This is a genomic window from Pseudarthrobacter sp. P1 (genome assembly GCF_050156935.1).
In the GTDB taxonomy this organism is placed as follows: Bacteria; Actinomycetota; Actinomycetes; order Actinomycetales; family Micrococcaceae; genus Specibacter.
On record NZ_CP189584.1, the window covers coordinates 1,075,961 to 1,100,699 of the forward strand.

Annotated in this window: 20 protein-coding genes and 1 pseudogene; 8 read left to right on the top strand and 13 right to left on the bottom strand. The window is 66.7% G+C overall.

The window, feature by feature from the left end:
• Positions 1-96: 96 nt before the first annotated feature.
• The 7 genes and pseudogenes from ACQCSX_RS05105 to ACQCSX_RS05135 all read right to left on the bottom strand — a co-directional run bounded on the left by ACQCSX_RS05105 (position 97) and on the right by ACQCSX_RS05135 (position 5,922).
• Positions 97-912: a hypothetical protein gene (locus ACQCSX_RS05105; protein ID WP_427017991.1), complete on the bottom strand. Its 816-nt coding sequence runs from the start codon at positions 910-912 to the stop codon at positions 97-99.
• A 29-nt stretch (positions 913-941) separates the two neighbouring features.
• A complete protein-coding gene (locus tag ACQCSX_RS05110) occupies positions 942-1,292 on the bottom strand; it encodes a hypothetical protein (RefSeq protein ID WP_427019126.1) in 351 nt (116 codons plus the stop codon).
• The gene (locus ACQCSX_RS05115) at positions 1,268-2,392 is read right to left on the bottom strand and encodes a hypothetical protein (protein WP_427019127.1); all 1,125 of its coding nucleotides are present in this window, start codon (positions 2,390-2,392) and stop codon (positions 1,268-1,270) included. The genes ACQCSX_RS05110 and ACQCSX_RS05115 overlap by 25 nt, the downstream gene beginning before the upstream one ends.
• Before the next feature lie 151 nt (positions 2,393-2,543).
• Positions 2,544-3,467 (bottom strand): annotated as a pseudogene (locus ACQCSX_RS05120) (AMP-binding protein); the annotation flags it as partial.
• Positions 3,391-3,912: an AMP-binding protein gene (locus tag ACQCSX_RS05125; protein WP_427017992.1), complete on the bottom strand. Its 522-nt coding sequence runs from the start codon at positions 3,910-3,912 to the stop codon at positions 3,391-3,393. The pseudogene ACQCSX_RS05120 and the gene ACQCSX_RS05125, both read right to left, overlap by 77 nt.
• Positions 3,913-3,948: 36 nt before the next feature.
• Entirely contained in the window at positions 3,949-5,334 is a 1,386-nt protein-coding gene (locus ACQCSX_RS05130) for a diaminobutyrate--2-oxoglutarate transaminase family protein (protein ID WP_427017993.1), read from the bottom strand.
• A 96-nt stretch (positions 5,335-5,430) separates the two neighbouring features.
• Positions 5,431-5,922, bottom strand: coding sequence for an ACT domain-containing protein (locus ACQCSX_RS05135; RefSeq protein ID WP_427017994.1), 492 nt, complete (start codon positions 5,920-5,922; stop codon positions 5,431-5,433).
• Positions 5,923-6,413: 491 nt separating this feature from the next.
• Here ACQCSX_RS05135 and ACQCSX_RS05140 point away from each other — a divergent pair, with 491 nt between their 5' ends.
• Together ACQCSX_RS05140 and ACQCSX_RS05145 are read left to right on the top strand one after the other, a co-directional pair.
• Positions 6,414-7,817 (top strand): SPFH domain-containing protein, encoded by a 1,404-nt coding sequence (locus ACQCSX_RS05140; protein ID WP_427017995.1) that lies wholly within the window; start codon positions 6,414-6,416, stop codon positions 7,815-7,817.
• Positions 7,810-8,052, top strand: a complete 243-nt coding sequence (locus ACQCSX_RS05145; protein WP_427017996.1) for a hypothetical protein — start codon at positions 7,810-7,812, stop codon at positions 8,050-8,052. Before ACQCSX_RS05140 ends, ACQCSX_RS05145 begins: the two co-directional genes overlap by 8 nt.
• Here the strand turns inward: ACQCSX_RS05145 and ACQCSX_RS05150 are convergent.
• The 6 genes from ACQCSX_RS05150 to ACQCSX_RS05175 form a co-directional block, all read right to left on the bottom strand.
• Positions 8,049-9,044, bottom strand: a complete 996-nt coding sequence (locus ACQCSX_RS05150; protein WP_427017997.1) for a DegV family protein — start codon at positions 9,042-9,044, stop codon at positions 8,049-8,051. The two genes, ACQCSX_RS05145 and ACQCSX_RS05150, sit on opposite strands and share 4 nt — an antisense overlap.
• A gap of 84 nt (positions 9,045-9,128) precedes the next feature.
• Positions 9,129-10,619, bottom strand: coding sequence for a beta-N-acetylhexosaminidase (locus ACQCSX_RS05155; protein WP_427017998.1), 1,491 nt, complete (start codon positions 10,617-10,619; stop codon positions 9,129-9,131).
• A 329-nt stretch (positions 10,620-10,948) separates the two neighbouring features.
• On the bottom strand, positions 10,949-13,456 hold the full coding sequence (leuS, locus tag ACQCSX_RS05160) for a leucine--tRNA ligase (protein WP_427017999.1): 2,508 nt from the start codon (positions 13,454-13,456) through the stop codon (positions 10,949-10,951).
• A 368-nt stretch (positions 13,457-13,824) separates the two neighbouring features.
• Positions 13,825-15,339, bottom strand: coding sequence for a glycerol kinase GlpK (glpK, locus tag ACQCSX_RS05165; RefSeq protein ID WP_427018000.1), 1,515 nt, complete (start codon positions 15,337-15,339; stop codon positions 13,825-13,827).
• A 49-nt stretch (positions 15,340-15,388) separates the two neighbouring features.
• Complete coding sequence (locus ACQCSX_RS05170; RefSeq protein WP_427018001.1) at positions 15,389-16,129, bottom strand: MIP/aquaporin family protein; 741 nt, start codon at positions 16,127-16,129, stop codon at positions 15,389-15,391.
• 80 nt (positions 16,130-16,209) lie between these two features.
• Positions 16,210-18,039: a glycerol-3-phosphate dehydrogenase/oxidase gene (locus ACQCSX_RS05175; RefSeq protein ID WP_427018002.1), complete on the bottom strand. Its 1,830-nt coding sequence runs from the start codon at positions 18,037-18,039 to the stop codon at positions 16,210-16,212.
• A gap of 68 nt (positions 18,040-18,107) precedes the next feature.
• On the opposite strand from ACQCSX_RS05175, the gene ACQCSX_RS05180 reads away from it, so the two are divergent.
• The 6 genes from ACQCSX_RS05180 to ACQCSX_RS05205 all read left to right on the top strand — a co-directional run bounded on the left by ACQCSX_RS05180 (position 18,108) and on the right by ACQCSX_RS05205 (position 24,678).
• On the top strand, positions 18,108-19,109 hold the full coding sequence (locus ACQCSX_RS05180) for a sugar-binding transcriptional regulator (RefSeq protein WP_427018003.1): 1,002 nt from the start codon (positions 18,108-18,110) through the stop codon (positions 19,107-19,109).
• 24 nt (positions 19,110-19,133) lie between these two features.
• Positions 19,134-19,967, top strand: a complete 834-nt coding sequence (locus ACQCSX_RS05185) for an aldo/keto reductase (protein ID WP_427018004.1) — start codon at positions 19,134-19,136, stop codon at positions 19,965-19,967.
• Between the two features lie 58 nt (positions 19,968-20,025).
• Entirely contained in the window at positions 20,026-20,892 is an 867-nt protein-coding gene (locus tag ACQCSX_RS05190; RefSeq protein ID WP_427018005.1) for an alpha/beta fold hydrolase, read from the top strand.
• A 38-nt stretch (positions 20,893-20,930) separates the two neighbouring features.
• A complete protein-coding gene (locus ACQCSX_RS05195) occupies positions 20,931-22,016 on the top strand; it encodes a glycosyltransferase family 4 protein (protein ID WP_427018970.1) in 1,086 nt (361 codons plus the stop codon).
• Between the two features lie 111 nt (positions 22,017-22,127).
• Positions 22,128-22,301 (top strand): hypothetical protein, encoded by a 174-nt coding sequence (locus ACQCSX_RS05200; protein WP_427018006.1) that lies wholly within the window; start codon positions 22,128-22,130, stop codon positions 22,299-22,301.
• Positions 22,302-24,063: 1,762 nt separating this feature from the next.
• Entirely contained in the window at positions 24,064-24,678 is a 615-nt protein-coding gene (locus ACQCSX_RS05205) for a phosphoribosylanthranilate isomerase (RefSeq protein WP_427018007.1), read from the top strand.
• Positions 24,679-24,739: the final 61 nt, after the last annotated feature.

The window sequence follows — 24,739 nt, forward strand, 5'->3', positions numbered from 1 at the left end:
TTTCCAGCCTAGGAAGCCTCGGCCCCGGTGGTGCCACCGGATGCTGCGGCGTCGATGGAGCAGGCCGCCAGAGGGCCTGTGCAGGACAGCAGGCGGTTAGCGCCGTGCTCCCGGCACCGCGGACAGCCCGTCCCGCCAGGATGCAGGCCGGACCGGCCGGGCCGGCCCACGGGGCGGGTTCCCGCCGAATGCAGCACCCTCGGGCACCACTTCACCCTTCATCAGGAAGGAATCCGCCGCGATCTCGGCACCTTGGCGGATGGAGACCCCGTAGTGGATGAAGGACCCCACGCCGAGGGTGCAGTCCGGGCCAATGTCCACCGCATCCAGCTTGAAGGCACCGTCCTCCATGGAATGGCATTGGACCACGGCCACGGCATTGAGCGTGCAGTAGTCGCCAATCGCCACCAGTGTCCGTTCCGGGATGCCGCAGCCGTCGTCGAAGACCCTCCGTCCCATCCGGACGCCGAAGATGCGCCAGATGACCGGTTTGAAGGGGGTCCCGTTGAAGATCTGGACCGCGGCCGTGGCGCTGAGCTTCCAGTAGCGCTCGTGCTGCCAGAAGTGGACGTCGTAGATGGAACAGAGCCGGGGAACGAGCCGGCCGAACCCCAGGGCGGCCTTCTCCGTCACGATGCCCGTGGCCATGGTCAGGACCAGCATGGCACCCAAGGCGGCCATGGTGGCCAGGATGCCGTCGCCGCCAAGGAATGTCGTGGCCCAGATCGCCAGAATGTCCACGAAGACCGTGAACCATTGGGAGAGCAGGAAGAACACGACGGTCCACGCGTTGTGCCGGTTCTTCGCCGGCAGCCGCAACCGCACCTGTTCTGGCGACTTCCACCCAGCGAACTCCTTGTCCCGCTCGACCGTCCGGGGAATCTCGAAGGGTGGCGAGCCCAACAGTCCCACACCCTGCCTGAATGTCCCTGAAGTGGGGATCAGGACCTTGGTGCCGAAGAGGCAATGTCGCCGATGCTGGCCCCCGCCGGATAGGCAATGTTGCTCCCGAAAAAGCTGTTGGCCCCGAGCCGTATCCGCTGGATGAGGAAGGACGTGGCGGAGTAGTCGGCGTTGATGATGGAGAGGCCGTCGGAGACCATGGTCCCCCTGCCGACAGTTACCAGGTGCGGGCTGTCGTGCTTGAGGCCCACGCCAAAGTTGGATCCGGTTTGCACCACGTTGGGCTGGCGGTAGCCCAGTAGGTTCAGGTAGTGCACAATCATGGAGCTGTCACCGGTGAGGAGCAGCGGGTATTTCAGATTCGTCAGGCGGACGATGGTCCGCTGCATCCCGTAGCGCAGTCCATAGAGCGGATAGACAGTGCCGGGCGTGAGGAACGCGCCCAGCAGCCGGGGCACGGTGATCGAAACGGCGAAGCTGGCCACGATGACGCCAACCAGCAGGACAAGTGCCAGGGCAGCATCTGGGCCCAGAACTGGAGCCGGTCCGGGGCCAGGTCGCCCGAGGGCAGGACGCCCAGCACTACATTGACCAGGCTGAGGGCAAGCCCGCCCAGCAGCACCACCCGGGTAAAGACGGCCCACAGGCCAAACACCAGGCGCTTGCGTGTCCCGCACTCGGCCGGCGCGGGCGTTTCGTAGGCGGCGCCGGCCCGTTGTGCCGGCGATCCGTGCCAGCTCTGGTGGGCCGGGACACTCTGGTAGCGGTGCAGGCTGGAGGCATGTCCCAGCTGCGCGCCGTCGCCCATGGCTGTGTCAATGTCGAAAACGGTGTGCTCACCGACCACCACATGGCTGCCCAGGCTGACGGTGCCCGTTTGGATCCTGCCGGCGTAGGCGCGGTAGCAAGCGAAGCTGGCATCCTTGCGGACCACCGTCCCTGCCCCAATGGTCAAGAGGTCGGTGCAGGCCGGGATCGACGTAGAGAAAATCGAGACCCCCGGGCCGATCTTTGCCCCCAGCGCCCACAGGTACAGCGGATAGACGGGGGTCCCCACGAACAATCTGGCGGGGCTGATGACGGTCAGCGTCTTCACCAGCCAGAACCGCACGTAGCGCAGCCCCCAGAGGGGGAATTCCTCCCGCTTCCACCGTCCGATGAGGATCCATTTGAGCGCGATCGGCAGGACGGCCAGGATGGCGAATGCCAGGACGCCGACGACGGCGGAGCGCCCCAGCACGAAGGCGAGGGTAGGGGCCTGGCTGATCCAGCGGTCGCCCGCCACCGGCACCAACACGGTGATGTACAGGTACGCCATGGCCGCCAGCAGCTGCAGGAAGCCGCAGACAACCAACCCCAGCCGGCCAACCCGCAGGACCTGCGGTGCCGGGGCGGAGGGTTCCGGCACCTCGGTGTCCGCGCTCCGGCGTTCGCCGTCGACGGCGGCGGCCAGGGCGGCAACCGTCGGGTTCAGGTAGAGCGCGCGCATGGATCGCCCGGCCGTCCGGGCCCTGCTGGTCCGCCCGGACGGTGTAGTAGGCAACCAGCTCATCGCGCCCGGGCTCGGGTGCATAGGTGGCGACGATGGCCTGTTCAACCCAAGGGATCTCCGCCACACAGGATTCGATTTCGGCCAGTTCGATCCGGTAACCGCGGATCTTCACCTGGATGTCGGTGCGGCCGTGGTATTCGATGTCGCCGTCGCCGTTGACCCGGCCAAGGTCACCGGTGCGGTAGATGCGGTGGGAGGGATTGTCCGCGATGCCCAGGAAGTCCGGGATGAACGCCGCGGCGGTCAGGTCCGGCCGGTCCACGTACCCCTTGGCCAATCCGATGCCGGCAAGACCGATCTCCCCGAGTTCGCCGTCGGGCAGCACCCTGGACCCGGCAGGATCCAGGATGACGGCCGTGTAGCTGGGCAGCGGTTTGCCGAGCGTCACCGGCCGGGCGGGATCGGCAACGCCCCACGTGGCAGTCACAGTGGCCTCGGTGGGTCCATAGACATTCAGAAAGCGCCGGCCGGGCCGGTGCCAGCGGGCGACCAGTTCCTGGGGGCAGGCCTCTCCCGAGACAAGGAGGAAACGCAGCCCGGGGAGGTCCCGGTCAAGGGTGGCCAGCAGCGTGGGAACGCAGCACAGGGCCGTAATGGCGTTGTCCTCTATGAAGTCCGCCAGATCGGGCCCGAGCAGCGGGTTGCCGCGGGGTTTGGGCACCAGGGTGGCCCCGGCCATCCACGGCACCCAGATCTCCTCGACCGAAAAGCCGAAGGCGATGGTCATGCCCTGGTAGACCCGGTCCTGGGCCTGGATCCCATAGACGGCGGATGCCACGCGGACAAAGTTACAGATGCTCGCATGTTCAATCTCCACCCCCTTGGGTTGGCCCGTGGAACCGGAGGTGTAGATGATGTAGGCCAGCGTGGCCGCGCCGCTCCCGGCATCCGCCAGGCGGGAGGCATCCTGCGCGCGCACCGCGCCGTCGTCGAGGTCAAGGCAAAGGACGGGGACGGCCGGCAGCGGGGCGAGCAGGCCCCGCAACGACGAGAGCGTCAGGACCATGCCCACTCCCGCATCCGAGAGGATGTAGGCGATCCGCTCGCGGGGGAATCCGGCGTCCAGGGGAAACATAGGCCGCCCCGGCCTTCAGGACGGCCAGCATGGCCGCATAGGAGAACGCGGCATCATCAACCAGCAATGCCACCCTGCCCCCGGGGTGCAGGCCCCGGGCCAGGAGGTGGCGGGCGAGCCGGTTGGACCAGGCGTCCAGCTCCTCGTAGCTCAAGGACCTGTCCGCGGTCTCCACGGCAATCTGCCGGCTTCGGCCCTGGGCCCGCAATGTCGCACAGCGCTCCTCAAAGAGCCGGTGGAGCAGTTCCGGTACAGGCGCTCCCGCGGCCGCACCGGGCCGGGCGGGGGCGTGCAGGCGCCCTGCGTGTGCGGCGGCAGGGCCCATTCTTGCCCTGTGCCTGCCTCCGGTCAGCAGGCTTCCTGCACCGCTGTGCTTGCCCATCTGGTCCTCCCCACGAAACGGTTCCGCCGGCCTGGATCAGCGTCCGGCGGTCCCGGCAAGGGCCGTCCGCTCCTGGATGGCCTCCAGCAGAAGGTGGCACGCCATGGCCACCACTTCGGCACTGACATTCAGTGGCGGCAGCATCCGCACGACGGCATCGTTCCGCCCGCCGCACTCAAGGATCAGCCCCTTGTCCAGGGCCGTGCGCTGGATGGAACGGGCCAGCTCTCCGGCCGGTGCGCCGGTGGCGGGATCGGCCATTTCGACACCCCACATCAGGCCGCGCCCGCGCACTTCCCGCACCCAGGAGTTTCCCGCCAGCACCCCTAGCAACCCCTCGATCTGGCTCCCCCGTGCACGGACGTTGGCCAGGACATCGTCGCGCTGGAAAATGGCCACTGTTGCCGCCCCGGCCGCAAACGCCAGCTGGTTTCCCCGGAAGGTGCCCGTGTGGGCGCCGGGCTGCCAGGTGTCCAATCTGCGGTTGTACACAATGATGGCCACCGGCAGGCCGATGCCGCTGAGTGCTTTGGAGGCGACGATGACGTCGGGTTCGATGCCATATTGCTCAAAGGCGAACCAGGTGCCCGTGCGTCGCCCACCTGTCTGCACCTCGTCCACAATCAGTGGAATGTCCAGTTCGCTGGTCACCGCCCGGGCCTTGCGGACAAATTCGTACGTCGCCGGCACCACGCCACCCTCCCCCTGGACGAGCTCAAGAATGACGGCAGCCGGCAGCGCTATTCCGCCGTGGTCGTCCTTCAGCGACATCTCCAGATAGGTGGCGCAATTCGTTGAACACGTCGCCGGGTCCAGCCCCAGCGGGCACCGTGAACAGTAGGAATACGGGAAGAAGTGCACACCGGGAAGCCCGTTGCCTACGGGAGCCTTTTGGTCGACCAGGCCGCTGACGGCCATGGCCGCGGCCGAGCTGCCATGGAATCCGCACTGGAAGGCGATGACATCCCCGCGCCCTGTTGCCGTCTTGCACACTTTGATGGCGGCATCCACAGCGTTCTCCCCCGCCGGCCCGCAAAAATGGACCTTCATCTTCTCGGCGAGGCCCGGCGGCAGTATGGACAGCTGGGCATCGAGGAAGGCGTCCTTTGCGGGGGTGGGAAAGTCCAGTCCATGGGTCAACCGGCCCAACTGCTCCGCCACGGTGGCCACCAGTTCCGGGTGGCTGCGCCCCAGCGACAGGACTCCGGCGCCGGAGAGGAAGTCAATGAACACATTTTCGTCAACGTCCCAAACATACGGCCCCAAACCCGATTCAATCGCCACAGGCAGATGCCGTGGATAGGTCCGGGCGTTGGATTCGCGCCTCTCTTGCCTGGCGAGCAGTTCCGCAGGCCGAGGACCGGGCAGCGGCCCTGCCACATGCGGACGGAGTGGATTGTAGTGCTGTTGGATGGTTGTCATGGAATGCCGTCCTTACTCTGTGGAAGACCCCACAGGCCCGCCCACCGCGCCGGCGGACGAGCCGGATGGGGGTTTCCCCTGCCACTGGCTTGGGCCCTACCCCAGCCTGCGCTCACGTTCCAGGTCCAGGCCGAAGGTGAACTGCACCGCTGACAGTGCCCTGTCCAGTGCTTCGATGGGTGTGATGACGTCAATGTGCATATCCGACGTCGAAATCATGTCGACTTTGGCTCCGACGTCGGACAACGCGCGGAACAGGCGGGGAAAGATCAGTGGATCGGAGCGTATCCCCAGTCCATGGAGGGAGAGCTTCGCTATGCCGACGTCGTAGTGCAGGGCGTGGAATCCAATGGTTGGCCGTGCGGCCATGAGCCCGGCAACCACACGCCGCGCGTCGCACCGGGGCATCGCCAAAGAAATGTCCGTCGCGGTGCTGCCCGCGCCTGACGGATTCTGCACCATCATGTCAACGTTGGAGCCCTCGTCGGCAACGACCCTGAAGATCTCCGCCGCCACACCCGGGGTGGGCGGCACACCGGCGAGGGTGATTTTCGCGAGTTGGGTGTTGGCGCCAACGCCGGAGACCACTGATTGTTCCCTGGGCGACACGGTCTCGTGGCCATGGAAGCGGTGGGGTCGTGTCCGGGTGCGAAACTGATAGCTGCTGGAAATGGCCGGGCCTCCCCTTCGTTGAACAAGCAATGAAACAGGTCCGCTACCCGCGGCCGGCGGCACATCTACTCCTCACGCTTTCCGGGCCTATCGCAGGCACGGACCTTGTGTGGTGCCAGTCGTTTGACGCTTGTCAATACGACCGCGTCGGGTGGACAACGTCCCGCAGTGCAGGAACCGTTTCGCGTCCAAAACTTGAGACCGAAAAGCTTCACAACCAGCAGCGTTTTTACCACCGGGCCGGGAGCATGAACCTGCGGATCTGCTGGATTTTTCCTGAACGTCTGCGGCGCTTCGGAACTGGCAGGCACACCACAATCCCTTCACAGGCAAGCTGGATTCTTCCCGGCGTATACTCTGGCTCACATAGCGCCACACCTGTTCTTCTCCGTGAAGGGACGTAGGTCATGCCCGATCTTTCTGGATTCATCCCGCTGTTGGTCATCCTGGTGGGAATTGCCGCTGCCGCCGCCTTGATCAGGCTCGCCGTGAAGGTGATGTGGAAGGTGGCCGAACCCAACGAGGCCCTGATCATCTCCGGCTTCACCCGGGGCAGCCACGGCACGGCGGACGGCATGGACTTCAAGATCGTCACCGGCAAGGGGGCCTTTGTGGTGCCGGGCCTGCAAACGGTCCGGGCGCTGACGCTGACCTTGAACGAGACCGAGCTCAAGGTCTCCTGCGTCACCTCGCAGGGCATCCAGGTGGTGGTCGAGGGCGTGGTGATCTTCAAGATCGGAGATTCGACGCCGTTCATCGCCAACGCCGCCAGGCGCTTCCTGGGCCAGCAGCCCAAGATGGAAAGCCAGGTCTACAACGTTTTCGAGGGCCATCTGCGCTCGATCATCGGCAGCATGACCGTGGAGGAAATCATCCGTGAACGCGACAAGCTGGCCTCGCAGGTGCGCAGCGCCAGCGGCATCGAGATGGAGAAGCTGGGCCTGGTGGTCGATTCACTGCAGATCAAGGATCTGGAGGATCCCACCGGGTACATCCAGAACCTGGCCAAGCCGCACATTGCCCAGGTCAAGATGGAGGCCCGCATCGCCGAGGCCACCCGGAACCGGGAGGCCTCGGAAAAGGAAGCCGAGGCGGCTGCACTGATTGCCGATGCCCAGAGCATCTCCGCCATCAAGCAGTCCGCCGCCCAGGCCAATGCCGAGCGGGCGCGGGCCAATGCGGCCCAGGCCGGTCCGCTGGCGGACGCCACGGCCCGCCAGCAGGTGGTGGTCCAGGAGACGGAGGTGGCCAAGCTGGAGGCGGACCGTGAGGAGCAGAAGCTCCAGACCACCATCCGCAAGCCCGCCGATGCCAAGGCCTACGCGCAGCGGACCGAGGCCGAAGCCCAGAAGTCCGCCGACATCAGCGCGGCCGAGGCCCGGGCGCGCAAGACCGAGCTTGAAGCCCAGGCCAATGCCACGGCAGCGGCAGCCACGGCCGGGGCCACCAAGCTGACGGGCGAGGCCGAGGCCGCAGCCACCACGGCGCGCGGCAATGCCGCAGCCTCCGCCATCAAGGCCAAGGCGCTGGCCGAGGCGGACGGCATCAAGGCCCGCGGCGAAGCCCTGGGCACCAACCAGGACGCCGTCATCAACCAGCAGCTCGCGGAGAACATGCCCGCCATCATCGCCGCGGCGGCCGAACCGTTTGCCCACGTCGGCCAGCTGACGGTGCTCAATGGCGGCGAGGGCATCAACTCCATGGTGGGCGGCATCCTGTCCCAGGTGGGCAATTACCTCCCGGCGCTGACCGCGGCCCTGAAGAACGGGAAGGAAACGCCGCGGCAACCGCCGAAGGCACCGAATGCATAGGGATGTAGACCGCAGCCTCACCGGCAAGATCGGCCGGGTCAGCGGCCGGATCGGGCCCGGCACCGTCGGCGAGGTCATGCTGGCCTTCCACGGCGGGACCAGCGCCTTCCTGGCCCATCCCTACGACAAGGTGAGCACCTTCGCCGTGGGGGACAAGGTGCTTGTCATCTACTTTGAACCGCCCCAAACGGTCTTTGTCGACGAGCTGCCGGCGGAGCTCAAAGCCCCGGATTAGGCTCCGGTGCCCGCAGTGCTGGAGCGGGTGGAGATGACGACGCCGAGCACGCCGAGCCCGGCATGCGCGGCCAGCACGGCGGGCAGCCGGCTCAACGTGACGGACGCGATGGCACCGGAGCTGGCCTGCAGGTGGTCCGCCACGGCCTGGGCCTGGGCCTCGTTGCCGAAGTGGTGCACGCACAGCCGCGCAGTGGCCACCCCGGCCAGGCCGGCAAGATCGGCCAGGACCAGCTCCTCCAGCCTGGCAATGGCCTTGGGCGCGGTGCGCACCTTTTCCAGTGGCACCACCACGCCGTCGCGGACGGCCAGGATGGGCTTGATGGCGAAGACCGTGCCCAGCCAGGAGGCGGCGGCCCCGATCCGCCCGCCGCGGCGCAGCTGGTCCAGGCTGGGGACATAGAAGAGGATGCGCGTGCGCTCCAGCGTGGCCTCCACGGCGTCGCTGACGCCGTCCAGTTCGCCACCGGCCAGGGCCGCTGCCACGGCATCCTGCACGGCGAAACCCTGCGCCATGCCTGCCGTGCGCGTATCCACCACATGGACGGGAATGGGCGATTTTCCCGCGGCCATGCGTGCCGCCTCCACGGTGCCGGAGAGGGTGCCGGAGATGTGGAGGGAGACGACGGCCGCAAAGCCGTGCGCGGCGGCGTTGGCGTAGGCACGTTCGAACTGGCCCGGCGACGGCCGCGAAGTGGTCACCGGTGTGCCGGCGGCCAGGGCCAGGGCAATCGCCGTATCGAGCTCGACGTCGCCCTCGCTGAAGATCTCGGCCCCGATTTGGACGGGCATCGCCATCACGGTGAGCACGCCGCCGGCGGGCAGGGTGGCAACCCAGTCCGGCGGCAGGGCTGCCGCGGAATCGGTGACGACGGCGATGCGGGGAACCGGGGCATCGGCGGCACGCTGGCGCCCCAGGCGGTCGCCAAAGCGGTCACCAAACCTCTCGCGCAGCCAGGCCCGGACGGCCGTGTCGCGTTGTCCCGCACTCACCGAACGTGGTCCTCTCCCTGCGCCGCCAATGGATCCGGTGGGACCCGCACCCCCAGTCTAGGAGCTGGGCTGGACCGCCAGCGGCTACTGGTCCGCGGCGAGGACAAATTCCGCCCCGGTCCAGCCGCCCAGTGCCTCAACGCGTTCACTGAACGCGGCGTAGCCCAGTCCATCGGGAGCCCCCGACCACATCTTCTGGGCGAGGATGCCCAGCGTGGGCTTGAGCAGGCGGTACATCAGGTGCTCGTCGTAGTCCGCCAGCACCAGATCGTTCCAGAGCGCGGAGGCCGCCCCGCGGAGCTGCGGATGGCCGGGTTCCACCGTCTGGCCGTCGGCAAAGACGTGCGGTTCCCAGCTCTCGAACAGCTCCACGGCGTCAAGGGTTTCGCCGTGGTAGTAGTCAGCCAACGGGACGATGTAGAGCAGGTCGTCATTGGTGTTGATGATGGTGTAGCCGTCCGCGATGGCCTCGTTGGGCCCATACCAACCGTTGTTCCAGGAGCAGATGGTGACGCCGCGGTCGTACCCGTCGCCGCCACTGGCCGGGTCGGTGCCGGCGCCACCGTTCATGTGGGTCAGGCTCCCCCAGGCCACCGGCGCCTTGCCCAGCCCACGCAGATGGGCGGCCATGGCATTGAAGTAGTTCCGGTACACATCCTCGTGGGCCTTGGTGTATTCGTCGGCGCCGAAGTGGACGGCCGGCCCGCGGAACCACGGCACAAACTCGTCAAAGACGCTCTTGAGCACCTCGGTGGCCTCGGGCCGGGACAGGTCCAGCATGTCTGAGTTGCCGCCGTCGAGCCCCAATTCCGGGTTCCAGCGGATGAACGACCGGGAGTGCGCCGGGGCGTCGATCTCCGGCACCAGCGTCATGCCGTGGGAAGCTGCAAGGTCCTCAAAGGAGTCCCAGTCGGCGCGCGTGTAGACCCCGTCCGTGGCGGCCAGCCCGGCCAGCGCCGGATTGTCCGAGGCAAGCCGGAACGCCTGCTGGGCCGTGTCCCAGCTGCGGCCGGTGTCCTTGGCAATCTCGTTGTCGTTGAGGTGGAGGATGAACGTGTTCAGCTTGTACCAGCCCAGGACGCGGATGCAGTCGCGGATGAATTCCGGGGTGGCATAGCGCCGGCCCACGTCCAGCATGAAGCCGCGGACCGGGTAGTTGGGCCAGTCGGCGGCCGTGCCGCGCGGCAGCTCCGCGGAGCCGGCGAGCAGCTGCAGCAGAGTCCGGGTGCCGTAGAACACGCCGCGGGGCGTGGCCGCGGTGATGGTGACGGCGTCGGAGACCTCCAGCCGGTACGCCTCGCCGCGAAGCTCCGCGGCAAAGGGCAACGCCGGGTCCAGGCCGGGAGCGAAAGCCTCATCCAGCACCAGCCGGACCTCGACGGCGGGGGCAGCACCGGTGCGCGGTCCGCCCCGCAGCTCGAGGAGGTCCTGGTCCAGGACAGTCGCAAGCTCCGCGAGTCCGGGGTCGGCGGAAACGGCCAGGGCTCCAGCCGCGTTCAGCCTGCCGGCGCCGGGCAGCCAGTGCTGCAGGGACGGAACAACGGGTGGCGCGGGGGCAAATCCAGTCTGGGGCATAGCGATCCTCGGGTGGACGGCGGACATGAACGGCGAACTGGTTCCTTCGATGGGTGGCCGGGCCGGAAGCCCTGCGGCGGAACCGCACAGCCAGCACATCGGACCAACGCCGGGCCCAGGGCACATTCTTTGCAGCTTGGCGCTTGGCGTGCCGGGCTCAGAAGTGCAGACTAACCGATTCCGGTCCACACCGGGCCCAATATTCGAAGAATGACGTTATTTCGGACGGACTTTTCGGCCAAGCGTTCGGTTGGCCCAACGACGACGGCGGCCCCGCAGCACACGCTGCAAGGCCGCCGCCGGCGGTTCATTCCTGAAGGTGTCCAGGCCTAGGCCGGAACGATGTTCACCAGCTTCGGCGCCCGGACGATCACCGTGCGGATGTCGCGGCCATCCAAGGCCTTGGCCACGGCCTCGGAGGCCAGCGCCAGTTCGCGCAGCTCGTCCTCGGTGATGTCAGGGGAGACCTCCAGACGGTCGCGGACCTTGCCCTGGACCTGGACGACGGCCGTCACTGACGCCTCAACCAGCAAGGACTCCTCCACCGCGGGGAAGCCCGCGTTGGCCACGGAGGCCGGGTGGCCCAGCGTGTTCCACAGGTCCTCTGCCGTGTACGGGGCAAACAGGCTCAGGATGACGGCCACGGCCTCGGCTGCCTCGCGGACGGCCGGATCGGCACCGCCCACGCCGGAATCGATGGCCTTGCGGGTGGCATTGACCAGCTCCATCAGCTTGGCCACCACGACGTTGAACTTGTGGCTGTCCAGCAGGACCTTGGCCTCGTGGATGGTGCGGTGCGTCAGTGAGCGCAGGGCCGCATCGCCAGCGGCGAAATCAACGCCCGGGGCGCTGGCAACGTCCTTGCCCAGGCGCCAGGCGCGGGCCAGGAACTTGGCCGAGCCCGACGGCGAGACGTCCGCCCAGTCGACGTCGTCCTCCGGCGGGCCGGCGAAGACCATCGTCAGGCGGATGGCGTCAACGCCGTACTTGTCCAGCTGCAGGCCCAGGTCCACGCCATTGCCCAAGGACTTGCTCATGGCCTTGCCGCCATTGAGCACCTGGCCCTGGTTGAGCAGGGCACTGAAGGGCTCGGAGGCCTCCAGCATGCCCATGTCGTGGATGACCTTGGTGAAGAAGCGCGCGTAGAGCAGGTGCAGGATGGCGTGCTCGACGCCGCCCACGTACTGGCCCACGGGCATCCACTCGTTGATCTTCGCGGGATCGAACGGGCCCTCGGTGAAGTCCGGGGAGACGAAGCGCAGGAAGTACCAGGACGAGTCCACGAACGTGTCCATGGTGTCCGTGTCGCGCTTGGCGGGGCCGCCACAGGAGGGGCACTCCACGTTGACCCAGGCCTCGGCGGCGGCCAGCGGGGAGGTGCCCTTCGGCGACAGGTCCTCGCCGCGCAGATCCTCGGGCAGCGTGACGGGCAGTTGCTCGTCCGGCACCGGCACCTCGCCGCAGTCGGCGCAGTGGATGATCGGGATGGGCGTGCCCCAGAAACGCTGGCGGCTCAGCAGCCAGTCGCGCAGGCGGAAGTTGACGAACTTCTCGCCGGTGCCCAGCTTCTCCAGGATGGCGATGGCGGCCGGGATGGCCTCGGCCTTGGACAGGCCGTCCAGCTCGCCGGAGTTCACCAGCGTGCCCTCGCCTGTGGTGGCGGTGCCGGACACGGCAGGGTCCTCCTCGCCGGTGGCCAGGACCACGCGCACGGGCAGGTCGAAGGCCTTGGCGAAGTCCAGGTCGCGCTGGTCGTGGGCGGGCACGGCCATGATGGCGCCGGTGCCGTAGTCTGCCAGCACGTAGTCGGCGGCCCAGACCGGCAGCTTCTCCCCCGTCAGCGGGTTGATGGCGTAGCGGCCGGTGAAGATGCCCGTCTTCTCGCGCTCGGTGGACTGGCGCTCGATCTCGCTGAGGGCCTTGACCTGCTCGCGGTACTCGCTCAGCGCCTCGGCGTGCTCCGGGAGCACCAGGTCAAGGGCCAGCGGAGCGTCGGCGGCAACGACAAAGAACGTGGCACCGTACAGGGTGTCGGGGCGGGTGGTGAAGACGGTGAGCTGGTGCTCGGCCTTCTCGCCGTCGGCCTCGATCACGAAGTTGACGTGGGCACCCTCGGAGCGGCCGATCCAGTTCTTCTGCATGGCCAGCACGCGGTCCGGCCAGTGGCCCTGCAGAGCGTCCATGTCATCGAGCAGGCGGTCCGCGTAGTCGGTGATCTTGAAGTACCACTGGTTCAGGGACTTCTTGGTCACCAGCGTGCCGCAACGCTCGCAGGCGCCGTTGACAACCTGCTCGTTGGCCAGCACCGTCTGGTCCTTGGGGCACCAGTTGACCGGCGAATCCTTGCGGTAGGCCAGCCCACGCTCGTAGAAGCGCTTGAACAACCACTGGGTCCAGCGGTAGTAGCCGGGGTCCGAGGTGTGCAGGCGGCGGGACCAGTCGGCGGAGATGGCGTAGCGGCGGAAGGACGCGGCCTGGGTGTCAATGTTGGCGTACGTCCACTCGCTGGGGTGGGCGTTGCGCTTGATGGCGGCGTTCTCCGCGGGCAGGCCGAAGGAGTCCCAGCCGATCGGGTGCATGACGTCGTAGCCGAGCTGGCGCCAGTAGCGGGAGACGACATCGCCCATGGCGAAGGCCTCGGCGTGGCCCATGTGCAGGTCGCCGGAGGGGTACGGGAACATGTCCAGCACATAGCGGCGCTCCTTGGAGCCGTCGTCCACCGGCGTGAACACCTTCAGCTCGTCCCAAATGGCCGGCCACTTGGCCTCCATGGCGGCGAAGTTGTAGACGCCTTCCTCGCTGTCTTGGCCCTGCTCAGTCTGGGACTGCACGCTCACGTACCCTGCCTTTTCATTCAATATTCGGCTAACTGCACTTTAGGTTTTCTTTGAACACACAAAAGCCCCTCGACTCAGCAAGGGGCCAACCGCATGGTGCATGGCCCGCCATACGGGGCCCGTGGAACCATGCGGTTATCTAAGGAGAAGAAAACGCTGCATGAATTCACTTTAGCGCACTACGTAAAAGCGCGACGGCGTTGGGCACCGTCCGGCGCAGCCCACCAGATTTCGGCTCCCGTTCGCCAGCTACCCTCAATCACCGAGGCGGAGCGGCGAAGCGCAGTTGCGTGGGGGCCGGGAGTGGCTTCGGGCACCCGCGAAGCGGGCGGGCCCCCACACAACTGCGCTGAGCAGTAGGAAGCGAACTACTTCACGTCGTCGTCGACCCAGTCCATCGACTTCGTGACAGCCTTCTTCCACAGGCGCATCTGGCGGTCGCGCTCGGCCGGGTCCATGTTCGGCTCCCAGCGCTTGTCCTCGGCCCAGTTGGACGAGAGCTCGCCCAAATCGTTCCAGAACCCCACCGCCAGGCCCGCCGCGTAGGCAGCACCCAGCGCCGTGGTCTCCGTGACCTTCGGACGGATCACCGGCACGCCCAGGATGTCCGCCTGGAACTGCATGAGGGCATCGTTGGCAACCATGCCGCCGTCGACCTTGAGCTCCGTCAGGTCCACACCGGAGTCCGCGTTGACCGCGTCCAGCACCTCGCGCGTCTGGAAGGCCGTGGCCTCCAGGGCGGCGCGGGCAATGTGGCTCTTGTTCACGAAGCGGGTCAGGCCCACGATGGCACCGCGGGCATCCGAGCGCCAGTAGGGGGCGAACAGGCCCGAGAACGCGGGCACGATGTACACGCCGCCGTTGTCCTCCACTGACGCGGCCAGCGTCTCCACCTCGGGGGCGGAGCTGATCATGCCCAGGTTGTCGCGCAGCCACTGGATCAGGGAACCGGTGACGGCGATGGACCCTTCCAGTGCGTAGTGCGGTGCGGCGTCGCCCAGCTTGTAACCGAGCGTGGTCAGCAGCCCGTTCTTCGAGTGGACGATTTCCTCGCCCGTGTTGAAGATCAGGAAGCAGCCCGTGCCGTAGGTGTTCTTGGCCTCGCCGGCCTGGAAGGCGGCCTGGCCGAACGTGGCGGCCTGCTGGTCGCCCAGGATGCCGGCCACCGGCACCTCGCGCAGCAGCTGCGAGGTGTGGACGTGGCCGTAGACCTCGGAGGAGGACTTGATTTGGGGCATCATGGAGCGCGGGACGCCAAAGATGTCCAGGATCTCCTGGTCCCAGGCCAGCGTCTCGAGGTCCATGAACATGGTCCGGGAGGCGTTGGTGACGTCGGTGATGTGCACGCCGCCGTCCGGACCGCCGGTCAGGTTCCAGGTGACCCAGCTGTCGGTGTTGCCGAACAAAAGATCGCCGGCCTCGGCCCTGGCGCGGGCTCCCTCGACGTTGTCCAGGATCCACTTGATCTTGGTGCCGGAGAAGTAGGTGGCCAACGGCAGGCCCACCTTCTGTTTGAAGCGCTCGACGCCGCCGTCGGCCGCCAGCTCGTCAACGATGGGCTGGGTGCGGGTGTCCTGCCAGACAATCGCGTTGTAGACCGGGACACCGGTGTTCTTGTCCCAGACGACGGCGGTCTCGCGCTGGTTGGTGATGCCGACCCCCACGATGTCGTGGCGGGTCAGGTTCGCCTGTGCCAGGGCCGTGCCGATGACCTCGCGGGTGTTGTTCCAGATCTCGGCGGCGTTGTGCTCCACCCAGCCGGCCTTCGGAAAGATCTGCTCGTGCTCGAGCTGGCCGCTGGAGACGATGTTGCCGTCATGGTCGAACACGATGGCGCGGCTGGAGGTGGTTCCCTGGTCAATTGCAATCACATATTGAGACATCTTTGTTTCCTTCTGTAGGGACGGTTGCAAGAAAGGTGAGACGCGGGGACTACTTGATCATTACCGGAACCCACTGGGACATCAGGCCACCGAGCACGCCACCGATGATCGGTCCGACGACCGGGACCCAGGAGTAGGCCCAGTCGCTGGAGCCCTTGCCCTTGATCGGGAGGATTGCGTGGGCGACGCGGGGGCCGAGGTCACGCGCCGGGTTGATGGCGTAGCCGGTGGGTCCACCGAGGGAGGCGCCGATGCCGACAACCAACAGGGCCACGGCCAGCGGGCCGAGCTGGTTCGGCTGGTTGCCCAACATGAGGATGACGAAGACCAGCACGAAGGTTCCGATGATCTCAGTCACCAGGTTCCACGTGTAGTTGCGCATGGCCGGGCCGGTGGAGAAGACCGCCAGCTTCGAGGCGGCCAGGGGCTCCGCATCGAAGTGCTGCTTGTAGGCCAGCCAGCACAGGACCGCACCAATGAAGGCACCGGTCAGCTCGCCGCCAAAGTAGGTGAAGATCGATGCGCCGTCCACGGGGACTCCCGGAACAAATTCCTTGGCGCCGCTGGACACGATGCCCAGGGTCACGGCCGGGTTCAGGTGGGCGCCGGACTTGGCGGCAACAAACACACCGGCCATGACGGCCAGGCCCCATCCCCAGTTGACGAGGTGGAAACCGCCGGCGTTGCCCTTCGTTCCCTTCAGGGCAACGTTGGCCACAACGCCGCAACCCAGCAGGGTGAGCATCATGGTTCCCATCACTTCTGACAGGAAGATGATTCCAAGAGACATCTTTGACTCCTTAGTTTCTATTCTGTTGTGGGGCGGCTCGAGTGAGCACCGCCCATTCTTGTGCCGTCAGGCTTGTAGCCTCAGGCGATCAAGCTTTGGACCTGGACCCCGTGGAAGCGGTCCAGGGTGTCTTGCGCGTGCGCAATCTCCGCCGTGCGCGTTGCCGCATCCCAGCCCAGCGGTGCGGCAAGCGCCTGCGCCAGCTCGTCGAGCAGCTCGGCGGTGACCAGGCCGCGGAAGGCCAGCGACGTGCGGCGGATCAGCACGTCGACGAGGTGGCCGATCTGCTCGTTCTCCACCATGAAGGCAACCTCGCGGGTGCTCAGCTCATGCGTGGATTCGAACACCTTGTCATCGCCGGCCTGCAGGTAGTCGATGACCGCGGCGGCGCGGGTGCCATAGCGGGTCAGCAGGACAGCGACACGGGCCGCGTCAACGGTGTCGGTCGCGTGGGCCGTGATCCATGCCTCGACGGCGGCATCGGTGGCCGGGAAATCGGCACCGCCGCCGATGGCCAGCGTGGCCGTGGAAACCTGGCGCTCGACGCCCAGCAGGGCCAGGACGTCGTTGGCGAGGTGCTCGGAGAGGGCGCGGAAGGTGGTCCACTTGCCACCCACCAGGCTCAGGGCCGGGACCGGCTTTCCGGCGATGGTGTGGTCCTCGCGCTCAATGCGGTAGTCGCGGGAGACAAAACCGGGGGCCGTCTCGTCGTGGCGCGGCAGCGGGCGGACACCGGAGAAGGTGTAGACAATGGAGTCCTTGTCCACGGTGATGGCCGGGAACACATGGCCAATCAGGTCGAAGAAGTAGTCAACCTCCTCCGCGGTGCACACGGCGTCCTTGTCCATGTCGGCGTCGACATCCGTGGTTCCCACCAGCACGCGGTCGCCCATCGGGTAGATCAGCACGATGCGGCCATCGGTGTGCTCAAAGAAGATTTCGCGGCCGTTGCAGGCGGCCAGCAGTTCGGGGTGGTCCAGCACGATGTGCGAGCCCTTGGTGCCGCCCATGAAACGGGTGGCGGCCCCCATGGCCTGGTTGGTCTTGTCCACCCAGGCGCCGGTGGCGTTGACGATGACGTCGGCGGTGAAGGTGAAGCTCTCCCCCGTCAGCTGGTCCGTCAGTTCGACGCCGTCGGCCGTGATGGCGGTGACGGCCAGGTAGTTGGTGGCCCGGGCGTTGCGCGTTCCGTCGGCGGTGCGGCCGGCCTTCTCGCCGTCCTGGAGCACGTCCAGGGTCAGGCGCTCGGGGTTGTGCACCGAGGCGTCGAAGTAGCTGGCCGTGTATTTGATCCCGGCGTTCAGGGCGGGCAGCTCGGCCAGTGCCTTGGTGCGGCCCTTGAACTGGTGGCGGGGAACCGTGCCGCCGTCGCGGGAGAAGGAGTCGTACAGGCTCAGGCCCAGCTTGATCAGGAACGCGCCGCGCTCCTTCGGCTTGCCCTGCTGCTTGTGCGTGAGGAAGCGAAGCGGCGCGGACAAGACGCCGGAGACGGTGCTGAAGATCGGGATGGTGGTCTTGAGCGGCTTGACGTAGTGCGGGGCAAGATTCAGCAGGCGGTTGCGCTCCACCACGGATTCGCGCACCAGGCGGAATTCGCCGTTTTCCAGGTAGCGGATGCCGCCGTGGATCATGTGCGAGGAGGCACCCGAGGCACCTTGGCAGTAGTCGCCGCGCTCCACCAAGGCCACGTCAACGCCCTGCAAGGCCAAATCGCGGAACGTGCCGACGCCGTTGATCCCGCCGCCAATGATGAGCGCCGATGCGTTGGGGCGTTCGCGCAGCGAGAGCACTTCGGGACGGGATGAGGTGGCGGTCTCGGTGTCGGCGGCAGTGGTGGATTTGGAGCCAAGGATTCTCAATGTGACCTCTTCGAGTCCCGATTTTTCGCGCTGGTGGGCGCCTTCTTCCATTATTGTTTGAATAGCTGGAAAATATAGTCAAGCGGCATGCACAAACGTGCAAAAATGGAGTGGGTCACATGGGAAGTTCTCGCGCAAAGGCCTCGGATGCGCTCCGGGCTGCACAAATGTATTACCTTCAGGACCTCACCATGGATGCCATCGCACGCGAGCTGCGGACCTCCCGGTCCACCGTCTCCCGGCTGCTCTCCACTGCGCGGGAGACGGGATTGGTGCAGATCCAGATCCGCTCCCCCATGGACCGCGCGCCGGAGCTGGAGCGCGCCATCCGGGCCAAGTACAAGGTGGATGTCCATGTGGTTCCGGTGGCTGACACCCTCAACGAGGTGGAGGTGCTGGAGCGCGTCTGCCTGCAGGCGGCCCGCACCATCGGTCCGCTGGTGGATTCCAACGCCGTCATCGGGGTGGCCTGGGGAGCCACCATCAGCGCCGTCAGCCGGCATCTGACCCGCAAGGTCACCCACGGCAGCGTGATCGTGCAGTTGAACGGTGCCGGCAACACGCAGACCTCCGGCATCACCTACGCCAGCGAGATCATGCGCCGCTTCGGCAACGCCTACAGCGCCCGGGTGGAACAGTTCCCGGTGCCCGCCTTCTTTGACCAGGCCGAAACCAAGAAGCTGATGTGGCGCGAACGCAGCGTGCTGCGCATCCTGGGCCTGCAGGAACGGATGACGATGGCCATCTTCGGCGTCGGCTCCATCGATGCCGATGTCCCCAGCCATGTCTACTCCGGCGGCTACCTGGACGAGGGCGACATCGACTCCCTGGCCGCCAGCGCCGTCGTCGGCGACGTCGCCACGGTGTTCTTCCGCGCGGACGGCTCGAATGCGGGCATTGTGCTCAACGAACGCTCCTCCGGGCCGGACCTGGCCCTGCTGCGGCAGGTCCGGCGCCGGATCTGCGTGGTCTCGGGCGAGTCCAAACTCAACGGTCTGCGCGGCGCGCTGGCCGCCGGACTGGCCACCGACCTCATCCTGGACGAGGCCACCGCGCGCCTGCTCGTGGAGTCCGACGGCGCTGACGCGGCGGAGGCGATGGGTTTCCTGCCGCTGGGGTAGCGCGCGGGTCGGTAGAGTTGGGGCATGCATACGGCCCCCTCAGTGACCCTCAACAACGGCGTTTCCATCGGCTCGGTGGGGTACGGCCTCTACAAAGTGCCGCTGGAGGACAGTGCCCAGCTGTGCGGGCTGGCACTGGAGGCCGGCTACCGCACCCTGGACACGGCCGCCCTCTACGCCAACGAGGCCGGCGTGGGCCAGGCCGTCCGCGCGGCCACCGAGGAATGGCTGGAGCGCGAGGACATCTTCGTGACCTCCAAGGTCTGGAACGACAGCCACGGCTACGGCGCCACCCTGGCCGCGTTTGAGACCACCATGGCGACGCTGGGCCTGGACTATCTGGACCTGTACCTGATCCACTGGCCCTGCCCGGACCGCGACCTCTACATCCCCACGTACAAGGCGCTGGAGAAGCTGTACCACGACGGCCGCGTGCGGGCCATTGGCGTCTCCAACTTTGAGGCGGAGCACCTCGAGCGCCTGCTGGCGGAGACCGACGTCGTGCCCGCCGTAAACCAGGTGGAGTTGCACCCGTGGCTCCAGCAGCGCGAACTGCGCGCCCTGCATGATTCCGCCGGCATCCACACCCAGGCCTGGAGCCCGCTGGCCCGCGGCCAGGTGCTGGCCGATCCCGTGCTGGCGGCCCTGGCGGCGGCGCACGGCAAGTCCGTGGCGCAGATTGCCCTGCGCTGGCACCATCAGAGCGGCATCCTCACGGTGCCCAAGGCCAGCTCGGCCGCGCGCATTGCCGAAAACCTGAACATCTTTGACTTCAGCCTCAGCGCGGAGGAGATGGATGCCGTGGCGGATCTTGACCGCGGCCACCACTCCGGTTCCAATCCCGCCCTGATGAACTAGCACCCAACCACTGGACGGCACGGTCGTGACCCAAATTTCGCTCAGCCTTGGCCCGCGCATGCGCGAGCACACCCTGGAGCTGGACGGCGCCACCGTCCACTACTGGGAGTACGCCCCGCTGGTGGAGTCCGCCGGTACCCGGACCATGCTGGTGGTGCACGGGTTCCGCGGCGACCACCACGGCCTCGAACGTGTGGTCCAGGAGCTGCCCGGCATCCGCATCATCATGCCGGACCTGCCAGGCTTTGGACGCTCCGAGCCGTTCCGCAGCGCCCCGCACGACGTCGAACACTACGGCCGCTTCCTGGCCGCGTTCATGGCGGCGCTGGGCCTGGGCCCGGACACCGTGCTGCTGGGCCATTCCTTCGGCTCCATCGTGGCCAGCCACTTTGTGGCCGCCGATCCCACCCGGGTGTTCCCGCTGGTCCTGGTCAATCCCATCGCCGCCCCCGCGCTGGAGGGCCCCAAGGGCGTGCTGTCCAAGCTGGCCCTGTTCTACTACCTGGCCTCCGCCCGGCTGCCCGCCCGGCTGGGCAACGCCCTGCTGCGGAGCAAGCTGATTGTGAAGGTCATGTCCGTCGCCATGGCCAAGACCAAGGATAAGGACCTGCTGGAGTTCATCCACGACCAGCACAACCGCTACTTCAGCCTCTTCGCCAACCGGGAAATGCTGCTGGAATCCTTCCGCGCCTCCATCGGCGGGACCGTGCGCCAGGTGGCCGGCCGGCTGACCCTGCCGGTGCTGCTCATCGCCGGTGCAGACGACGAGATCGCCACCCTGCCCACCCAGCACAAGCTCATGGAGCTGCTGCCAGATGCCGAGCTGGTGGTCATCGACGGCGTCGGGCACCTGATCCACTATGAAACGCCGGCCCCGGCCGCCGCAGCCATCACCCGCTTCCTGGAAAGGCACCCGGCCAAGTGAACACCCCCTCCCCCGCCTTCGACGCCGCCGGCAGGCCGCTGCACCTGGTCATCGACGCCCGGTTCACCCGCACCGACCACCACGACGGGATCAGCCGCTACGGCGCCAGCCTGATGGAGGCCGTGGCCCCGTACGCCCGGGTCACCATGCTGATTTCCGACGAGCGCCAGCTCGCCCTGCTGCCGGACCTGCCCTATGTGAAGGTCACCAGCCCGCTCTCGCCGCGCGAGCTCTTTGTCGCCGGCCAGATCAACATGCTGGAGCCGGACCTGGTGTTCTGCCCGATGCAGACCATGGGCAGCTGGGGGCGGAAGTACCCGCTGGTGCTCACCCTGCACGACCTCATCTACTACGAGCACCCCACCCCTCCCGGCTTCCTGCCGGCACCGATCCGCGTGCTCTGGCGGCTGTACCACAAGGCCTACTGGCCCCAGCGGCTCCTGCTGAACCGGGCCGACGTCGTCGCCACCATCAGCAAGACCACCCGGGCCCTGATGGAACAGCACGCGCTGACCCGCAAGCCCATCCGCATTGTCGGCAACGCGCCGCAGGGTGCCCGCGTGCCGCGCAATGCCACCGTGGCGCCGGAGAAGACGCTGGTCTACATGGGCTCGTTCATGCCCTACAAGAACGTGGAGACGCTCATTGCCGGCATGGCGGAGCTGGGAGGCTTCACGCTGCACCTGCTCAGCCGGGTCAACCCCGCGCGCCGGGCCGAGCTGGAGGCTCAGATCCCCGCCGGCGCATCCGTCGTCTTCCACAACGGCGTCACGGACGCCGAATACGACGCCCTGCTGCTGCGCGCCACGGCCCTGGTGACGCTGTCCAAGGCCGAGGGCTACGGCCTGCCGCTGGTGGAGGCCATGGCCCTGGGCACCCCCGTGGTGGTGGCCGACACCGACATCTTCCGCGAAGTGGGCGGCACAGCGGCCAGCTACGTCGCGGCGGATTCTGCTTCAGAGTTTGCCGCAGCCGTGCGTGCGCTGGCCGAGCCGGGCGTCTGGCAGGCGCGTTCTGAAGCCTCGGTGGCCCAGGCGGCCACGTTCAGCTGGGATGCCTCGGCGCGGGAGCTTCTGGCCATTGCTGAGGAGCTGGTGGCGGCGAAGGGCTCTGCCGGCAAGTAGGGCGGCAGCCTGAACCTCTGGCCATTAGGTGCGGTGGCGCGGCACACTTGACCCAAGCGGCCTCCCCCGTCCCTGGCGGAGGCGGATCAAGACCCAATCGCAGGAGACGCCATGACCACCGAAGAGCATCGGTCCAATCTCGGCACACGTGAGGGCGGCTACGGCGCCCCCGAGCCCGAGGATGAAATCCCGCACGGCGACGGCGGCTCCGAACCTGGTGTTGAGCCGGCAGATGAAACCACGGCCGACGGTGACAGCGATGGGGAGAATCCGGACGGATCCTGATCCTCCTCCATCCACCGGATTCCCAGCCAGGTTCCAGGACCAGAAGTCATTGCCTGAACCGTGTTGTGCTGCCGGGCAACCGTACACTCCTCCCCGGCAACGATCTCGACGAGCGTCACCGCAGGGCTCCCCTGTGGTCTGTGCCCCCAGATCGCCGAAGTACGCCAGGATGGCCTCTCGTCCCTCCTGCGGACCGGACCGCGCATTGTTGCCGGCAACGTGCCAGAGTGCATCGTCGGCAAACAGCCTGCCCAGGGTCGCCATATCACCCACTATGAACGCCTCATCGCCGCGCCTGACCAAATCTGCATTTCCCTCGGCACCCATGGTGGGCACCTCTCCGTCATCGTTGTCGGATTGTTCCCCACGGTTCAAGGCTCTTCTTGCCGCTGTGGCCTGTCGACGACTTGGCGGGTTGGGTCGGCTGGCATGGCTCTGGCATTCGGGCGTGGTCGAGGAGACTGTTCAATGGAACACGCCAGCCCGTCCTGCCCCGTCAGCAGCTCCTGACAGCCCTCGGCCGCACCTGCACCCGGAGCGAAAGCTTCCCGCAACTTGTATCCCCGCCTGCCACGGACCAAGCCCACGGTGATGCCTCCCGCAATGGCAGTCCAGAAGACTACGGCGAGGATCGTTGGTGCCGCGTGCGGCGCCAGAGTGAAGGTGATCCAGATGCCGACGACAACAGCGATGGCTGCCAGACTCCACAGTGCTCTGGCAATGGTCGTCCTGCGATGTGCTGCCACGCGAACTTCCCCAAGATGTTGCCACAGCCTACGCCCGTGCTGGATGTTCCGCATGTGTCCCGCAGCCCCGAAGACGCACAGTGCGGGGCTGCGACTGCTTGGTCTACCGGCTCGCCAAGGCGGAACGGCAGCTCTCGCCAATCGTTTCGGAGCGGCGATGCGCTGAACTTCAGATCCTGTAACCCTATCCCTGCAGTTGCCTTCATGGCCGAATTTCGGCAATACATTGCCGAAACGGGTCGCGAGGCGGATCCAATGCCTCCAGAATCGCCAAATCGGCAGGATCCTGCCGATTTGCGCGAACGAGTTACGGCCACCACTGGCCGTCGCAGGGACTTATGTTGGCGATGGGAGTCCCCAATTGGCGCCAATATCCCGGGCGAGTTGGGCTTCGACGCTTCTTTCCAGCAGATCAACTTCGACGATGCCGTCGGTCCTGACTGTGCTGACCGGCCCGAGAGCCAGTGGTTGAGCGCCCCGAACCCACCCGGCCCATCGTTCATGCGCGTCCTCCCCTACAGGACGAATGGCATGCCGCACGCGGGCACGGCAGCGGGCCCAGGCCACCTCCGGCGCGATGTCGCACCAGACTGGCAAATACGGGATTCCCGGCTTTGGCCAGACCAGCACGCGCGTACCCGAGATCACGGCGTTTCACCCAGGACGACTCAACAATGGCTGTCCCACTGATAAGCCCGGCCACATGCCACTTCGCCTCCGATGCCAGGGCACCCAAGGGTGTCCCCGCCACGGTCATGGCCGTGATGTCGGCATAGGCGTCCATCAACGTGTCTTTTAGCACAGAACTGGAATGTCTAGAAGGTCCCCGCGTCCATTCGCCAGTGTTGTCTTGCCAGAGGCTGGGATGCCGTTGATGAGGATGAGCTGTTCGGCCATGCTTCACTCCATGTCGGTGCCAGCGGCCGCTGTCCGATGGCCTGTTAACATTGCAATGGTGCCAGACGGCGGCCGGCACCAGCCGCTGGGCAATGAAAGAGTCAGGATTGAAGCCAGAAATGTACATCAAGATCTGTGGTCTTCAGACCGCCGAAACCGTTGCCGCGGCCACCGCTGCAGGAGCCGACGCCGTCGGATTCGTCTTCGCGCCAGGCAGTCCGCGGACCATCAGCGCTGACCTCGCACTTGAGCTTGGGCGCGAAGTGCCCCAGGGAATTGAGACGGTTGGCGTTTTCCGCAACCAGTCCATCGACGAGGTCGTGGACACCGCACGCCGCGCGGCGCTGACCACCGTCCAGTTGCACGGCGATGAAACGCTGGCGGACGTGGCCCGCCTCCGGAAAGAGGGGTTCCGCACACTGCGTGCCTTCTCGGCGGCGGCCTACAGCGCCCTGGATCAGGTGGAGAAGCAGGCATGGGAATCCGAACGGATCCTGCTGGACGCCGTCGAGCCCGGAACCGGCGAGACCTTTGACGCCAGCGACCTCCACGATGGGTCGCCGTCAGGCTTCTGGCTGCTGGCTGGCGGCCTTACGCCACACAACGTTGCCCAGCTCGCCAGCACCCTGCGACCTCAGGGCGTGGACATATCCAGTGGGGTGGAATCCAGCCGCGGCGTGAAGGATGCCCAGCTCATTCGGGACTTCATCGAAGCTGCTCAGACTATTCCTTAGTGCTACCGCCCGACCCGGAGAAGACAACAGATGCCCCGATCCGAAGATCGGGGCATCTGTG

Coding starts and splice junctions, on each gene's coding strand:
- ACQCSX_RS05110 (WP_427019126.1), bottom strand. CDS start 1,292: ATGCAGCGGACCATCGTCCGCCTGACGAATCTGAAATACCCGCTGCTC.
- ACQCSX_RS05115 (WP_427019127.1), bottom strand. CDS start 2,392: ATGCGCGCGCTCTACCTGAACCCGACGGTTGCCGCCCTGGCCGCCGCC.
- ACQCSX_RS05125 (WP_427017992.1), bottom strand. CDS start 3,912: ATGGGCAAGCACAGCGGTGCAGGAAGCCTGCTGACCGGAGGCAGGCAC.
- ACQCSX_RS05130 (WP_427017993.1), bottom strand. CDS start 5,334: ATGACAACCATCCAACAGCACTACAATCCACTCCGTCCGCATGTGGCA.
- ACQCSX_RS05140 (WP_427017995.1), top strand. CDS start 6,414: ATGCCCGATCTTTCTGGATTCATCCCGCTGTTGGTCATCCTGGTGGGA.
- ACQCSX_RS05145 (WP_427017996.1), top strand. CDS start 7,810: ATGCATAGGGATGTAGACCGCAGCCTCACCGGCAAGATCGGCCGGGTC.
- ACQCSX_RS05155 (WP_427017998.1), bottom strand. CDS start 10,619: ATGCCCCAGACTGGATTTGCCCCCGCGCCACCCGTTGTTCCGTCCCTG.
- glpK (WP_427018000.1), bottom strand. CDS start 15,339: ATGTCTCAATATGTGATTGCAATTGACCAGGGAACCACCTCCAGCCGC.
- ACQCSX_RS05170 (WP_427018001.1), bottom strand. CDS start 16,129: ATGTCTCTTGGAATCATCTTCCTGTCAGAAGTGATGGGAACCATGATG.
- ACQCSX_RS05175 (WP_427018002.1), bottom strand. CDS start 18,039: ATGGAAGAAGGCGCCCACCAGCGCGAAAAATCGGGACTCGAAGAGGTC.
- ACQCSX_RS05180 (WP_427018003.1), top strand. CDS start 18,108: ATGGGAAGTTCTCGCGCAAAGGCCTCGGATGCGCTCCGGGCTGCACAA.
- ACQCSX_RS05185 (WP_427018004.1), top strand. CDS start 19,134: ATGCATACGGCCCCCTCAGTGACCCTCAACAACGGCGTTTCCATCGGC.
- ACQCSX_RS05190 (WP_427018005.1), top strand. CDS start 20,026: ATGCGCGAGCACACCCTGGAGCTGGACGGCGCCACCGTCCACTACTGG.
- ACQCSX_RS05200 (WP_427018006.1), top strand. CDS start 22,128: ATGACCACCGAAGAGCATCGGTCCAATCTCGGCACACGTGAGGGCGGC.
- ACQCSX_RS05205 (WP_427018007.1), top strand. CDS start 24,064: ATGTACATCAAGATCTGTGGTCTTCAGACCGCCGAAACCGTTGCCGCG.